Genomic DNA, 15527 nt, shown 5'->3' with positions numbered 1-15527 from the left:
GTCCGCGCGGCCCGCTCACGGCGAGGGCCGATGCTCCGACAGGTCGGTGATGACCGGGGCGGGGCCGCACAGCGGGCAGGTGGACGCGGGGCGGACGGTGACCGTGCGGAAGGCCATGGCCCTGGCGTCATGGATCAGCAGGCGGCCGGCCAGCGACGCGCCGATGCCCAGGATTTCCTTGAGGGTCTCGGTGGCCTGCAAGGTGCCCATGACGCCGGCCACCGCCCCCAGGATGCCGGCGTCGCCGCAGGTGGGTTCGTCCTCCGCGGGTGGCGGCTCCGGGAACACGCATCGATAGCACGGCCCCCCCGCGTGGGTCTTGTAGACCGAGAGCTGTCCGTCGAAGCGCAGCACGGCGGCCGACACCAGGGTCTTGCCCGCGAAGTGGCAGGCGTCGTTGACCAGGAAGCGGGTGGCGAAGTTGTCGCTGCCGTCACAGACGATGTCGTAGTCCGCCAGCAGCGGCAGGATGGTGGTCGCGTCGAGGCGCAGGCGATGCGGCACCACGCGCACGTCGGGATTGAGGCGGGCGACGGCGCGGGTTGCGCTGTCCACTTTGTGCAGGTCCAGGGTGTCACCGCCGTGCAACACCTGGCGTTGCAGGTTGGACAGTTCGACGGTGTCGTCGTCCACCACGCCCAGGGTGCCCACGCCGGCGGCGGCCAGATAGAGGATCAAGGGCGATCCCAGGCCGCCGGCGCCGATCACCAGCACGCGGGCCTGGAGCAGGCGCGCCTGACCCTCGCCGCCCACCTCGGGCAGGACGATATGGCGGGCGTAGCGCCGGATCTGCTCTTCGGTGAAATCCATGGTGGCGTGGGGTCATGGGGGAGCGACGTCCCCCGACGCGGGGGTCGCCGTTGGTTCGGCCGGACGCGCCAGACAGGTCGCGTCCCCCCGGCGGGAGGGAAGATCGTCGGCGCGGGCAGGCGACCGTCGGCCCCGAGGTGGTCGAAGAACCCCGGAGGTCGGGTCGCGCGCGGCTAGTCCACCGCGTTCGTGTTGGCGCGAACCTGGATGCGCAGGGCCTGCGGGCCGAGGCTCGTGTCATCTCCCTGGGCCGCCTCGACATCGGCGGTTTCGGCCGGCGCGACGGCGATCGGCGCGCCGTCGGGGCCACTCCGGGGCAGGTCGGTGATGGCGGGCGCGTCGCTGCCCGCGCCCCCGGCATCCGCGTCCTCGGCGTCCGGATCGAACAGCGTGCCGGGCGGCGCCATCACGCCCACGGTGGGGCCGCCTTCCTGGTTGGCGATGGCGGCGCGCCGCGACTGGGTATACAGGCTGCGCACGGCGGCATAGAAGTCCAGCGAATTGCTCCGCAGTTCCTCCATGCGCGGCACGTTGCTGCCGACCTGGGCCGAAACGGTGGTGTAGGTCTTGGCGCCGGACAGCGCCTCCGCCGTCGAACCGGACAGCCAGAACAAGGGATCGGTGGCCATGTCCACCACGCGGCCGATGCCGTCGCGCGGATTGCTCGGGCCGATGATCGGGTACACCATATAGGGGCCGTCGCCCACGCCCCAGACCCCCAGGGTCTGGCCGAAGTCCTCCGAGTGCTTGGGCAGGCCCATGTCCGTCGCCGGATCGAAGAAGCCGAGACCGCCGGCGGTGTTGACCACGAAGCGCTGGGTGGTCACCCAGGCGCGCTCCGTCTCGCCCTGCAGCAGGTCGTTCACCAGGATCACCGGGGTGGACAGGTTGTGGACGAAGTTGTCCACGTTCCGCTTGCGTTCGTCGGGCAGGACGCCGTAGGGCGCGATGATCGGCTGCATGAGGGTGTAGATCAGCGTGTTCAGGTCGAACACGAAACGGTTCCAGTCCTCGAACGGGTCGCTCACCAGACCGCCGGCCATGGCGTCGGGATCGTCGATGTCCGGCGCCGGCGTCGTGGTCGAGGCCAGTTGCGGGGCGGAGCCCGCGGTCCCGCCGTCGCCCGCGGCGGTCGAGGCGCCGTTGTCGGAGGTGGCGCATGCCGCCAGCATCACGCCGGCGAGGGCCAGCACCGCGCCCCGCGAGAGGATCTCCAGAGTTCCAGTCTTCACGCTCATCATGTCCTGCCTGCCGTCAACCCGTCTTGATCGTCCCGTTCCTGCCTGCCGTGACCGGTTGGTTCCGCATGGGAGCGTCCGACTCGCCGTCGTTCGGCAACCCAAGGATGTGTCACGTCCAGGCCCTCTCGCGCGATCGGTCGTGTGATCGGTCGTGCGTCAGGCCACCCACCCAGGCGGGCACATCATACGGGCTCGGTCGGAAATGCGCGAGTCCCCAATCGGTCACGGCCGGTCCCGGGCGGCGACCAGGGGCGCCGCGCGCGGTGGGGCGTGTCCGGCGGACGCGGGCGCCGTCGAGGTGCCGCCGGACGGCGCGGAGAGCCCGGATTTGCTGGCGTTCACAGGGGATCGGCGGGACCGGTCGGGATGATTTCAACGGGTCGGGGCCGTCTCTGCCCTTCCGTCACGGCTGTGCTTCGGGTAAGTCTGCCGCGCCCAGGATCCGGGATCGTGGCGTAATTGACCTGGGCTGTGTCGCATGCGCAACAGCCGTCCGGGCTTGGGTCCGGATCCACCGGCCGGGTGGCGGCGGACGGGCCACGCCCCATTTCCGCCATGGCGCCTCGCCACACTGACGCCACGGGCCGTCATCCCGGGGGGCAGGGCGGCGCCCGCCATCCGCCACGGGCCGCCCACCATCGTCGACCTGGTCCGCGTCCGGCCGCCCCACCGTCATCCCCCCTTCGATGCCAGGACAGACACAAGGGAGTCCCGCTCCATGGTTTCTACCTTCCTTTCGCTCCGGACACCGTTTGCCGGGGCGGACCGGTCCGTCGGCGTGGCGCCGTGGTCTTGGCGCGCGCGCCGGGTGGCGGCGCGGGTACCCTTGCTGCCGGGGCTGGCCCTGCTGGCGGCCCTGATGATCGGCGTGTCCGGGTCCGCCGCAGCCAGTCCCGACGCGACGGCCGCCGCCGGACTGGTGGAGCGCTATCAGGCGGTGCTGCTGGACGTGATGCGGCGGGCCAAGGATCTGGGCGTTCAGGAGCGGGCGCGGGTGCTCGACGCCCCGGTGCGGGAGACCTTCGACTTCACGCGCATGGCGCGGGCGGCGGCCGGACGCACATGGCGCGAGGCCGACGAGGCCGCGCGCGCGTCCATGGTCGAGGCTTTCGCCCGCTATTCCGTGGCCGTGCACGCCGATCGCTTCGACGGCCACGCGGGCGAGACGTTCGTGATCGATGGCACCGCGCCGGGGCCGGGCGAGGCGCTGCTGGTCAACACGCGCATCGTGCGTCCCAAGGGCGACGACGTGACCTTGTCCTACGTGGTGGCCGGGGCCGCCGACGCGGCGCCCCGCGTGGTGGACGTGCTGATGAACGGCTCGATCAGCGAGGTCGCCTTGCGCCGCTCGGAATGGGCGGCCATCGGCAAGCGGGATGGCCTGGCCGGCCTGGCCGAGGCCCTTCAGACCCTCACCGATCGCCTGCTGGCCGAGGACACCGCCGCGCGTCCGGAGCCCTGATACCTCCCCCCCCTCGGCCCCGGCCCGCGCGTTCCCCGGCCGGGGCCTGGGACCCGGGGGCTTGAGGGTCACGACGCCGGCTGGCCGGCTCCGGTCTGGTCGGTGGCATCGATGCGGCGGCGGAGCAGGAACTCGCGTCCCACCTTGACCTGGGGGTCGCCGTCGTAGGCGATGATGTCGGCGGTGGCGTAGGTCTCGTTCCAGTTGTCCGGCAGGAAACTCCCGGTGCCGATGACGTCGATGGGGGCACGGGCATAGGCCATCACCCGGCACTTGGCCGGTCCGAACCCCGACGAGGCGACGATGCGGGTTTTCGGGAACCCGGCCTGATCCAGGCATTCGCGGGCGTACCACACGGCGGCGGCCGAGACCCCGGTGCCGATCAGGTAGCGCAACTCCGTCTCCGACCGGTACCCGCGAATGGACTCCGGACAGTGGCGCTCCAGCACCGCGTAGGCCGTCTGGGTGTCCAGGCCCTCGATGAAGCGGCCGCCATGGGTGTCCAGGCGGACGCTCAGGCGTCCCTGCGCCGCCAGATCCGGAAAGCGATGGCAGACCGCCAGGGCGTCGCTGATCTCCTGGCCGAAGTAGTCCACAAGCACCGTCAACGGGGTGGTCGGGAAGGTCTCGTGGAACATTTCGGCCGCGCGGAGCGTGGAGCCGGCATAACCGATCAGCCCGTGGGGCATGGTGCCCAGGCCCGCCGGCTGACCGAAGTAATGGGCTGTGGCATCGGTGGCATTGCCGATGAACCCCTTGGCGCCGACCTTGCGCTGCGCCCGCGCCGAGCCCACCGAGGCCGCGTAGGCCATCAACTCGGCCATCTCGGTGCCGGCGCAGTGGCGCGCGTCCATGGCCAGGAAGGCGACGGCGGGCAATTCGGCGCTCATGGTGAAGGCGTTGTAGGCCGCCACTCCGCAGGCCCCCAGCTTCTGCAGGAATAGGGTTTCCAGGTCCACCAGGCCGGCCATGGAGCCGGTGAGGAGCATCATTGGCTCGCCGGCGCCCACCCACTGGCCTTCGTGGTACAGTTCCTTGACGGTCACCGTGAAGCTGCGGGCCTCGGCCATGGCGCGCAGCCAGCCCACCGCCAGGCGGGCGGCGTAGATCACCGGGCGGCGCATGAACACGGCATAGGTGACGTCGCGGTCGCCGAACCGCCCCACGATGGTCCGGGTGCGGACGAAATAGGTGTCCGTCCATCGCTGGACCTGATCGGCGGGGGGCCAGATGCCAAGCCCGGCGGCGCCGCCATCGGACGAGGTGCTTTCCATGATGTCTCCGGTGACCTGCGCATTGCGCGGGCGGGGACTGGGGACGTCCCCGCGTGGGACCCGACCGGGCCGCCTCCCGCTCAGGAGGCGGCGGCCAGCCCGGGCGGAGCCAGCTGGCCGGTGGGGCGTGTCTGCTTCAATCCCTCGGCGATCAGGAACGCCAGGTCCAGGGACTGGTTGGCGTTCAGGCGCGGGTCGCAGTGGGTGTGATAGTGGTCCCCCAGACGGGCCTCGGTGATCTTGTGGGCGCCGCCGATGCACTCGGTGACGTCGCGGCCGGTCATTTCGAAATGCACGCCGCCGGCGTGGGTGCCCTCGGCCTGGTGGACGTCGAAGAACGCGCGCACCTCGCTCAGGATGCGGTCCACCGAGCGGGTCTTGTAGCCACTGGCGGTCTTCACCGTGTTGCCGTGCATGGGGTCGCAAGCCCAGACCACCTGCCGTCCCTCGCGCTTGGTGGCGCGCACCAGTGGCGCCACCTTGCTGGCCGCCGCGTCGGCGCCCATGCGGGCGATGACGGTCAGGCGGCCGGGCTCGTTGTGCGGATCCAGGACGTCGATGAGGCGCAGCAGCGCGTCTTCGGTCATGGACGGACCGGCCTTCAGGCCGATGGGGTTGGCCACGCCGCGCATGTACTCGACATGGGCGCCGTCCAGCTGGCGGGTGCGGTCGCCGATCCACAGCATATGCGCCGAGCAGGAGAAGAACTCGCCGGGATGCAAGGAGTCCTCGCGGGTCAGCGCCTGTTCGTAGTTCAGAAGCAGCGCCTCGTGGGCCGTGTAGAACTCGGTTTCGCGCATCTGCGGCACCGAGTCGCCCGTGATGCCGCAGGCTTCCATGAAGCGCAACGCCTCGGTGATGCGGTTGGCGGTGTCCTCGTAGGCGTTGCCGGCCGGGCTGCCGCGCACGAAGTCCAGGGTCCAGCGGTGCATCTGGAACAGGTCGGCGAAGCCGCCCTGGGCGAAGGCGCGCAGCAGGTTCAGGGTCGCCGCCGACTGGTGGTAGACGCGCAGCAGGCGGTCCGGGTCGGGGGTGCGCACGGCCGGATCGAACTCCATGCCGTTGACCATGTCGCCCCGATAGGCGGGCAGGCTCACGCTGTCGATAGTTTCCATGGACGCCGAGCGCGGCTTGGCGAACTGGCCGGCGATCCGGCCCACCTTGACCACCGGGCAGGCGGCGCCGAAGGTCAGGATCACGGCCATCTGCAGCAGCACCCGGAAGGTGTCGCGGATGTTGTTGGCGGTGAACTCGGCGAAGCTCTCGGCGCAGTCGCCGCCTTGCAGCAGGAACGCCTTGCCCTGCGCGACCTCGGCCAGCGCCGCCTTCAGGCGGCGCGCCTCGCCGGCGAACACCAGCGGCGGCAGCGCGCCAAGGTCGGCCTCCACCGCCGCGACGCGCGCGGCGTCCGGATAGTCGGGCACCTGACAAATGGGCATGGCGCGCCAACTGTCGGGAGTCCAGGTGCCTGCCATGGGTCCGGTTCCTTCCGTGGATACAGCCGCCCGGGCGGGCTGTCGGGTCGAGATGGGGCGCGCGATCCGGCCGGGAGCGCCGTGGGGGCCGGTGCGGACCACATCCGGGTTCATATAAAGGGCCGGACGACGCCTGGGAAGGGTCATGCCGCGCCTGCGACATGAAAAGGTCCGCGACCCGTGATGCCGGGCGTCGGCGATGACACGGGAGGCGCCGTCCGCGGGGATGATGCCACCACCCGTTGACATGATGGCCGGGCATGCCCACTCAAGAGTTCGGAGCCGCCACCCAGGGTCGGCTCTACATCGCGTGGACAGGGGAGACCACCGCACATGGGGACCGACAGCACCTTCGCCGACTGGATCGGCCGCACGCAAACCCTCACGGACCGCGTCACGGCGGTGCCCGTCAAGACGCTGTTCGCGACGCTTGACGACGCGGTCGTGGCCCCGAGGGACGGGGACCCGCTGCCACCCCTGTGGCACTGGCTGTTCTTCCTGCCCGATGCGCCCATGTCCCAGGTGGGACCCGACGGCCATCCCAAGCGTGGCGGCTTCCTGCCGCCGGTGCCCCTGGAACGGCGCATGTGGGCCGGCGGACGGTTGCGCTTCGTCGGCGATCCGCCCCGCGTCGGCGACGACATCACCCGCGTCACCGAGATTCGCGACGTGACGGAAAAGGCCGGCAAGGCGGGGTCCATGGTTTTCGTCACCCTGCATCACACCATCGCCACGCCGCGCGGCCCGGCGGTGGAGGAGGAGCAGGACATCGTCTACATCGCCATGCCCGACCGCTTCGTGCCGCCGCCCGGGCAGGCCGCGCCGTCCGATCCGGCCTGGTCGGACCCGCTGGACGTCGATCCGGTGCTGCTGTTCCGCTACTCCGCGCTGACCTTCAACGGGCACCGCATCCATTACGACAGGCCGTATGCGATGGAGGTCGAGAAGTATCCCGGTCTGGTCGTGCACGGGCCGTTGCAGGCCATGGTGCTGCTGGGATCGGCCCGCCGCCACGCCCCATCGGGGGAGGTCGCGGCCTACTCGTTCAGGGGAGTGCACCCCCTGTTCGATTTCGATACGGTCTCGATGCAGGGGGTCGTTCGCGACGATGGGGGCCACGATCTGGCCACCGTCAACGGCGACGGCCATGTCTGCATGAAGGCCACCGTGCAGTGGACCGCGACGTGATCCGGACAGGCCGGGTCGGTGGGACGGTATCGGATCGGATCGGAAAGGAGAGCCCGTGGCGAAGCTTTTGCAAGGCATGAGGGTGGTCGAGGGGACGTCGTTCGTCGCCGCGCCGCTGGCCGGGATGACCCTGGCGCAGATGGGGGCGGATGTGATCCGCTTCGACCGGCTCCAGGGTGGGCTGGACCATTATCGGTGGCCGGTCACGGCCGACAACCGCAGTCTGTTCTGGGCCGGCCTCAACAAGGGGAAGCGGTCGTTCGCCGTTGACCTGGCCAGCGAGCAGGGGCGCGAACTGGTCACCAACCTGATCTGCGCGCCGGGTCCCGACGCCGGGATCTTCCTGACCAACCTTCGGGTGCGCGGCTGGATGGACTACGATTCCTTGCGGCAGCACCGCGAGGACCTGATCATGATCTCCATCCTCGGCAGCCGGGACGGCGGCCCGGCGGTGGACTACACGGTCAACCCGGGGGTGGGCTTTCCTCACGCCACCGGGCCGGAGGGCTCGTCGGAGCCGATCGCCCATGTGCTGCCGGCCTGGGACTGCATCACCGGCCAGAAGGCCGCCGTCGGCCTGCTGGCGGCCGAGCGCCATCGCCGCGCCACCGGAGAGGGCCAGTTGGTCGAACTGGCGCTGAAGGACGTGGCGTTGGCCATGCTGGGCAACCTGGGCATCCTGGGCGAGGTGATGGTCAACGGCGTGGACCGGCCCAAGGTGGGCAACGCGCTCTACGGCGCCTATGGCCAGGACTTCCATACCGGCGACGGCCAGCGGGTGATGGTGGTGGCGCTCACCGACCGCCAGTGGCGCGGCCTGGGCAAGGCCACCGGTCTGACCGACACCTTCACGGCCCTGGGCGAACGCCTGGGCGTGGACCTGCGCAAGGAGGGCGAGCGCTTCATCCATCGGCACGCCATCACCGAGATCCTGGTGCCCTGGTTCGCGGCCCGCACGGTGGCGGAGATCGCCGCGGTGTTCGATCCTAACGGCGTCACCTGGTCGGTGTTCCGCAGCTTCGCCGAGGCGGTGGCCCAGGAGCCCGACCTGTCGACGGATCACCCCATGTTCGAAACCCTGGAGCAGCCGGGGATCGGATCCTATCTGGTGCCGGGGACGCCCCTGGACTTTGGCGCCTTCGAGCGCGAGCCGCCAAGCCGGGCCGCGACCCTGGGAGAGCATACCGAGGAAATCCTCAGTGACGTCTTGGGCCTGGACGATCACCAGGTCTCGCGGCTGTTCGAGACGGGCGTGGTGGGGGGCGCCCGTCGCGCCTGAGGCCGGACCGGCCACCGGTCGGGGGTCCAGGCGCCGCCCCAGGCGCCACCAGGGGGAGACCGACACGCCCCCTTGGCATGGGCCGGCCGACGTGGTCGAATCGCAGTGACGCGCCATAGGCTAGCGTCGGGGAGGTGGTGTCGGGGGCGTGCATGCGCGCGCCTCCTCGCTGCTTCCGTCGCGGTGTCCAGGGAGACTTGCAGATCATGGCCCAGACCTTCGCGAGCGTCGGCGCGTCGGACGGCTACCTCACCGGAAAGTGCCTGGTGGCCATGCCAGGCATGAGTGACCCACGATTCGTGCGCAGTGTGATCTACCTGTGCGCCCATACCGCCGAGGGCGCCATGGGTCTGGTCATCAACCGGGCGATTCCCGACTTCAGCTTTCCCGAGTTGCTGGGGCAGCTCAACATCCTGGCCACGCCCGTGTGCGAGCAGATCGCCGTGCAGTTCGGGGGACCGGTGGAAAGCCAGCGCGGCTTCGTGCTGCACTCGGCCGACTATGTCCACGATGGCACGCTGGTGGTGGATGAGGCCGTGGCCCTGACGGCGACGCTGGAGGTGTTGCGCGACATCGCCGATGGCACCGGACCGCGCCAAACGCTGATGGCGCTGGGCTATGCCGGGTGGAGCCCCGGGCAACTGGACGACGAGTTGCGCCGGAACGTGTGGCTGACGGTGGATTCCGATCCCGACCTGGTGTTCGTGGGCGACCTGGACGGCAAGTACGAGCGCGCCTTGCGCCGGCTGGGCATCGATCCGGCCCTGTTGAGCAGCGAGGGGGGGCACGCCTGATCCCCGCCGCCCGGCCCGGGCGGCGCGAGAGGACGGGGTGGCGCTGGTCCGCGCCACCCCCCTCTCCGGTCACCCTCCCAGCACCATCTGGCGCATGCGCAACACCGGCAGGTCGAAGTTGGCCTGGTAGGCCTCGGCCTTGCGGTTGAAGTCCATGAAGGCGTCGTGGACCTTGCGGGTCAGCGCGTCCCCGGCGGCGATTTCCTCGACCACCTCCAGGGTCTTCTCGCCCATGGCCTGGATGACCTCGTCCGGGAAGGTCCGAAGCGTGATCTCCGGGAACTTTTCGCGCATGTCCGAGAACACCTGGATGTTGTGGAAGGTGAAATCGGCGAGCGTGGTCTCGCAGGTGGCGCGCGCGGCCAGACGGACGATGGCCTTCAGGTCGTCGGGCAGCGCCTGGAAGCGGTCCTTGTTGACGATCACCTCCAGGCCCGGGCCGGGCTCGTGGAAGGCCGGCACGTAGTAGTACTTGGCCGCCTTCTGAAGGCCGAAGGCGATGTCCAGCCAGGGGCTGACCCATTCGGCCGCGTCCACGGCCCCGGACATCAGCGACGGCTGGATCTCGCCCGGCGGGGTCAGCACAACGGCCACCCCGAGGCGGCGCATGACCTCGCCGCCCATGCCGGCGATCCGCATCTTCAGCCCCCGCAGGTCATCAAGGGTGTTGATCTCCTTGTTGAACCATCCGCCCGCCTGGACCCCCGAGGAGCCGGCGTAGAAGGGGATCACGTTGAAGGGGGCGTACACCTCCTCCCACAGGGCCTGACCGCCGCCGAAATGGATCCAGGCGCTCAACTCCGTGGCCATGAGGCCGAAGGGCACGGTGGTGAAGTAGTTCAGCGCCGGCGACTTGCCGATCCAGTAGTACGGCGTGGAATGCGCCACCTGCGCGGTGTCGGCCTGCACGGCGTCCAGGCATTCGAACGGCGGCACCAGTTCACCGGCGGCGAACAGGCGGATGGTCAGCCGGCCGCCGCTCATCTCGGTGACGAAGTCGGCGAACCGCTGGGCGTTCACGCCCACGCCGGGCGTGTTCTTCGGCCAGGTGGTGACCATCTTCCACTCGAGGGTCTCCTGGCTTCGGGCGATGGCGGGGGCGGCCAGCGCCGTGGCGCCGCCGGCGGCCGCCGCGCCCGTGAGAAAGTCACGCCGTTTCATGGGGTTGTCGTCTCCTGTGGGTGGGAAGCCCCCCAAAGTCGACGACGACCATGGGGGCTGAGAGGCGGGACGGGCGGGGTGGGGCGGCCCGCCAGCGCGCGGGCGCGCCACGGCCGGGACACCCCCGCCCCTCGTCACGGACCGGGGATGGCCGTGGAATAGCGCGGCGCGCCTCGGACCGGACCGAGACGCAGGCTGGCGGGAATGCCGCGCGTCAGCAAGTCTTCCATCTCCTGGGGCGGAAGCGGCCGGGCGATCAGGTAGCCCTGGACCTGATCGCAGGACTGGCTGCGCAGATAGTCCAGTTGCTCCAGGGTTTCCACGCCCTCGGCGCAGACCTTGAGGTTGAGGGCATGGGCCATGGCGATGATGGCCGAGCAGATGGCCGCGTCATTGGCCTCCTGTGTCACGTCGCGCACGAAGCTGCGGTCGATCTTGAGCTTGCGCAACGAGAATCGCTTAAGCACCGACAGCGACGAATAGCCGGTGCCGAAATCGTCGATCGAGCATCCCACGCCCCGCTCGGCGAACAGCCGCATCACCCGGCTGGCGTTCTCCGGGTCGTTCATGGCCGAGCTTTCGGTCAGTTCCAGTTCCAGCAGCGTCGGCGGCAGTTTCAAGGTGGTCAGCGCGGTGTCCACGATCTCCACCAGTTGCTGGGCGTCATGGAACTGGCGTCCCGAGATGTTCACCGCCACCGAGATGTCACCCAGGCCAAGGCGGTTCCAGCGCGCCGTCCAGCGGCAGGCATCCTCCAGGACCTGGATGCAGATGTCGTCGATCAGACCGTACTCCTCGGCGATGGGGATGAACTCGCCGGGCGGAATCTGGCCGTCGTCGGTGGACTCCCAGCGGGCCAGGGCCTCGCTGCCGACGATGCGCCCGGTCCGCAAGTCGAGCTGCGGCTGGAAGTGGGCCACGAACTCGTTGCGTTCCAGGGCCAGGCGCATGCGATGGCGCATGGTCAGGATGCGATTGGCGCGTTCGCCCATCTCGTGGGTGAACATGTGGCTGATGCCGCCGCCCTGGTCCTTGGCCAGATGCAGGGCGGCGTCGGCGTGCATGATGAGGATCTCGGCCTGGGTGCCGTGATCCGGGCACAGGCTGACGCCCAGGCTGACCGACAGGTCGAACACCTGGCCGCCGATCTCCAGGGGCGTTCCGAACTGGAGGCGCACCCGTTCCAGCCGCGCCTCCAGCGCGTCGTCGTCGGGCACGTCCACCATCAGGGCCAGGAACCGGTCGCCGCCGATCCGGCACAACAGGTCCTCGCCGTCCAGGCTGTCCTTCAGCCGCCCGGCCACCGCCGCCAGCACCCGGTCGCCCATCGTGTGGCCCATGGTGGCGTTGATGATGCCGAAACGGTCCAGGCCCATGGACACCAGGGCCACCCGCCGTAATGTCGGGGCCGGGTCCTCGCCCGGAGCGTCGCCCCCGGTGCCGTCCAGGGACTTGAAGCGCTCCAGAAACAGCGAGCGATTGCCCAGTCCGGTCAGGGGGTCGTGGTAGGCCAGGAACAACAGGCGTTCCTCGGTCCGCTTGCGGTCGGTGACGTCCAGGGCCACGCCTTCCCACATCACCGCGCCGTTGGCGGCGCGCGTCGGCCGGGACCAGCCGCGCAGCCAGCGTTCTTCGCCGGTGACGCTGGTCACCTTGTAGTCGTCCTCCATGGGCGCCAGGGTTTGGGCCGACCGCCGCAGCCCGGCCAGGAACCGCTCCCGGTCGCTGGGGTCCAGGGCGTTGAGCAGCAAGGCGCTGTCGCGCGTCACCGCCTCGGGGGGATGCCCAAGGACCTGCAGGGAGCCCCCACTCACATATAGATAGCGTAACGCGCCCTCGGCCGTGAGGATCCGCTGGAACACCAGCCCGGGAATGTTGTCGGCGATGTTGGTGAGCCGCTGCTGGGTTTCGCGTAGGGCCGTTTCGGCGGCCTTGCGGTCCTTGATGTCGCGGATGACGCCGACGAAGAATCGCTTGCCCTCGGTCAGCACCTCGGACAGGGCGACCTCGATGGGAAACGGATGGCCGGTGCGGTGTTGCGCGAGGAATTCGCCGCCGCCGCTGCCGAGCAAGGTCGAGTCCTTGCCCGCCAGCACCCGGTGCAGGCAGCTATCCTGACAGAGCCGCTCCAGTTCCGGCATGATGAGCGCGACCGACTGGCCGATGAGCGCGTCCGGGGCATAGCCGAACACGGCCTCGGAGGCGGCGTTGGACGATTCGATGATGCCTTCGTCGTTGATCGTGAGGATCACGTCGGCGGCATGGTTCATCACCATTTCCAGCCACTGTTCGGCGTGCTTGCGATCGGTGATGTCGATCAGCACGCCGTCCCAGAGGATGGTGCCGTCCGGTTGTTCGGTGGGCATGCTGGTGCCGGACAGCCAGCGCACCTCGCCGCCGCGGGCGATGGCCCGGAAGTCCTCGACACAGGGCTCGCCGCTGCGGGCGGAGCGATGAACCCGCGCCAGATAGGCATCGCGGTCGGCCCAGTGCACCACGTCCAGGCATCCATCGCGGGCCACCCGCAAGGCGTCGGGCGCGTAGCCCAGATAGGACTCCGCCGAGGCCGAGACATGAGGATAGGTCAGGCTGCCGTCGGGGTGCAGGACGCGCCGGAAGACGATGCCGGGAATGGTCCGGATCAGGGTGTCCAGGCGGCGAGTCGCCTCGCGTGACGACACGCCGGGGCTCTCCGGGACCTGTCCCGGATCCTCGGCCCGATCGGTGGAGATGTCGCGGGGCCGCCCGGCCTGCTCGTTCCCATCCGTCATGATGATCCCGGTTGTTTCCTCACGGCCCATCCGGCTTACGTCTTATTTCGGCGGAGGTGCGACCCGGCCGGTCCATGCGTCCTGCTGCGGCGTGACCACCCTGGCGTGCCCTGGTCCCGCGCCAACGCGACGGCAGAACTCTCCTGGGGAGCCGCGATTTTACCATAGGTCACGCCGTCCTGGCGTGGACCAATTTTCGACCGGTCCACTGTCCCTTTTCGCCGTCCCATGTCACCGTCCGGTCTCCCGGGTGGCCGCCGAACCGTCCGACGGCGCGCGGCCGGCGGTCTGAAGGCGGGCGAAGGCACCGGCGCGGGCCATCAGCTCGTCATGGCGTCCCTGTTCGATGATGCGGCCCGCCTCCATCACACAAATACGGTCGGCATCGAAGATCGTGGACAGCCGGTGCGCCACCACAAGGGTGGTGCGGCCCCGGCTGAGCGCCGCCAGGGCGGTCTGGACGCGGCGTTCGGTCGCCGTGTCCAGGGCCGATGTGGGCTCGTCCAGCAGCAGCACCGGGGCATCCTTGAGGATCGCGCGGGCGATGGCCAGGCGTTGCCGCTCGCCGCCGGACAGGCGCCCTCCCACCTCGCCGACGGGGGTGTCCAGGCCCCGGGGCAGGCGGGCGATCAGATCCTCCAGGTCGGCGGCGCGGGCGGCGGCCTCGATGTCGGCGCGGCTGGCCCCGGGGCGACCGAAGGCGATGTTCCCGCCAATGGTATCGTCGAACAGGAACGGCTCTTGGGTGACCAGGGCGATGCGGGCGCGCAGCGAGGCGAGGGTCAGGTCGCGCACGTCGTGCCGGTCGATGCGGACCGCGCCGGCCTCCACGTCCAGGAAGCGGGGAATCAGGTTGAGCAGGGTGGACTTGCCCGCGCCCGAGGCGCCGACCAGGGCCACGACCTCGCCCGGCGCCACCTCCAGGTCGATACCGCGCAACACCGGGACCCCGGGCACATGCGAGAAGTGCACGCCCATCAGGCTGAGGTGGCCCGGTCCTGGCGGCAGGACCCGGGCGTCCGGCCGCTCCGTCAGGTCGGGCGGCGTGTCCAGGAGCGCAAACAGGCGCTCGGCGGCGGCCAGGCCCTCCTGGAGGATCGAGTAGACGTTGGCGAGGCGCTTGGCCGGCTGGTAGGCCATCAGCAGCGCCACCAGCAGCGAGGCCAGGGACCCCGCGTCCCGGGCGCCGCTGAGAATGCGATGCCCGCCGAGCACCAGGGCGATCCCCAGGGCAAGGCCGGTGGCCAGTTCCATGATGGGGGTCACCAGGGTGCGGGCGCGCTCGCCGCTCACCTGGCGCTGGAAAATGCGGTCGACCACCGTCGCCACCCGGGTGTTCACGTGGTCGGCGCGGCCGTCCACCCGAATGACCCGCAGGCCCCGCAGGGACTGGTACAGCAGCGCATTCAGGCGGCCCGTCTCTTCCTGGGCGTGCCGGGCCCGGGTCCGCACCTTGCGGGCCAGCCGGCGCACCGGCGCCACCGCCAGCGGCGCCCCCAGCAGGGCCACCAGGCCCAGCATCCAGTCCTGGTAGAGCACCAGCGCCACCAGCGCGAGAAGGGTCACAAGGTCGCGGCCGAGGCCGGTGACGGCGTTGGCCACGGCGAAGCGCATGCGGTGGATGTCGAGGGTGAAGCGATTGACCAGTTCACCGGTGGTGTGCGCCTGGAAGAAGCGCAACTCCATGGCCGCGACCTTGGCGTACAGGCGGTCGCGCACCTCGGCGAGGATGGCGAAGCCGATCCGCGCCACCAGCAGGGTCTGGCCGTAGTTGCCCGCCGCGCGTGTCAGAAAGGCAATCAGAATGGCACCGCCCACCCACCACAGGGCCGTGGCGTCCCGCCCCAGGAAGACCTGGTTGATGGCCGGCTCCAGCAGCCAGGCGGTGGCGGCGGTGGCCAGGGCCATCGCCAGCATGCAGAGAACGGCCAGCACCAGGGACCGCCGATGCCGCGCCAGGTGCTCGCGCATCAGGCGGCGCATCAGCGGCACGGTGCCGGTCTCTCCGGACGCGGTGGTCGTGTGTCCGGGCGGGGCGTTGGCGGTGGTGGCGAGGGGGTGTGACATGGAGC

General features: G+C 70.1%; 11 protein-coding genes. 4 read left to right on the top strand and 7 right to left on the bottom strand.

Annotated elements, in window-relative coordinates:
• Positions 1-15: 15 nt before the first annotated feature.
• Positions 16-810, bottom strand: a complete 795-nt coding sequence (locus GGD89_RS09125; protein WP_184044347.1) for a HesA/MoeB/ThiF family protein — start codon at positions 808-810, stop codon at positions 16-18.
• Between the two features lie 173 nt (positions 811-983).
• Positions 984-2042 (bottom strand): MlaA family lipoprotein, encoded by a 1059-nt coding sequence (locus tag GGD89_RS09120; protein WP_343058570.1) that lies wholly within the window; start codon positions 2040-2042, stop codon positions 984-986.
• Between the two features lie 727 nt (positions 2043-2769).
• Between GGD89_RS09120 and GGD89_RS09115 the strand changes: the two genes are divergently transcribed.
• Positions 2770-3513 (top strand): ABC transporter substrate-binding protein, encoded by a 744-nt coding sequence (locus GGD89_RS09115; RefSeq protein ID WP_184044343.1) that lies wholly within the window; start codon positions 2770-2772, stop codon positions 3511-3513.
• 68 nt (positions 3514-3581) lie between these two features.
• On the opposite strand, the gene GGD89_RS09110 is transcribed toward GGD89_RS09115, so the two are convergent.
• Both GGD89_RS09110 and GGD89_RS09105 read right to left on the bottom strand, forming a co-directional pair.
• Positions 3582-4787, bottom strand: a complete 1206-nt coding sequence (locus GGD89_RS09110) for a beta/alpha barrel domain-containing protein (protein WP_184044341.1) — start codon at positions 4785-4787, stop codon at positions 3582-3584.
• An 80-nt stretch (positions 4788-4867) separates the two neighbouring features.
• Positions 4868-6262, bottom strand: coding sequence for a class II 3-deoxy-7-phosphoheptulonate synthase (locus GGD89_RS09105; RefSeq protein WP_184044339.1), 1395 nt, complete (start codon positions 6260-6262; stop codon positions 4868-4870).
• Positions 6263-6595: 333 nt separating this feature from the next.
• On the opposite strand from GGD89_RS09105, the gene GGD89_RS09100 reads away from it, so the two are divergent.
• From GGD89_RS09100 to GGD89_RS09090, 3 genes are all read left to right on the top strand, one after another.
• A complete protein-coding gene (locus GGD89_RS09100) occupies positions 6596-7450 on the top strand; it encodes an HTD2 family dehydratase (RefSeq protein WP_184044337.1) in 855 nt (284 codons plus the stop codon).
• A gap of 55 nt (positions 7451-7505) precedes the next feature.
• Positions 7506-8729 (top strand): CoA transferase, encoded by a 1224-nt coding sequence (locus GGD89_RS09095; RefSeq protein ID WP_184044335.1) that lies wholly within the window; start codon positions 7506-7508, stop codon positions 8727-8729.
• A 206-nt stretch (positions 8730-8935) separates the two neighbouring features.
• Complete coding sequence (locus GGD89_RS09090) at positions 8936-9523, top strand: YqgE/AlgH family protein (RefSeq protein ID WP_184044333.1); 588 nt, start codon at positions 8936-8938, stop codon at positions 9521-9523.
• Between the two features lie 69 nt (positions 9524-9592).
• Here the strand turns inward: GGD89_RS09090 and GGD89_RS09085 are convergent, their stop codons facing one another.
• The 3 genes from GGD89_RS09085 to GGD89_RS09075 form a co-directional block, all read right to left on the bottom strand.
• Positions 9593-10684 carry a TRAP transporter substrate-binding protein gene (locus tag GGD89_RS09085; protein WP_184044331.1) on the bottom strand — a complete coding sequence of 364 codons (1092 nt, stop codon included), beginning with the start codon at positions 10682-10684 and terminating at the stop codon, positions 9593-9595.
• Positions 10685-10818: 134 nt separating this feature from the next.
• Positions 10819-13455: a sensor domain-containing protein gene (locus tag GGD89_RS09080; protein ID WP_246422997.1), complete on the bottom strand. Its 2637-nt coding sequence runs from the start codon at positions 13453-13455 to the stop codon at positions 10819-10821.
• 231 nt (positions 13456-13686) lie between these two features.
• Positions 13687-15522 (bottom strand): ABC transporter ATP-binding protein, encoded by a 1836-nt coding sequence (locus tag GGD89_RS09075; protein ID WP_246422996.1) that lies wholly within the window; start codon positions 15520-15522, stop codon positions 13687-13689.
• Positions 15523-15527 lie beyond the last annotated feature (5 nt).

It is taken from the genome of Roseospira visakhapatnamensis, from assembly GCF_014197915.1.
GTDB classification, from domain to species: domain Bacteria; phylum Pseudomonadota; class Alphaproteobacteria; order Rhodospirillales; family Rhodospirillaceae; genus Rhodospira; species Rhodospira visakhapatnamensis.
Note: the sequence above shows the minus strand (reverse complement) of the source record. Positions and strands in the feature narration are given on the sequence as shown.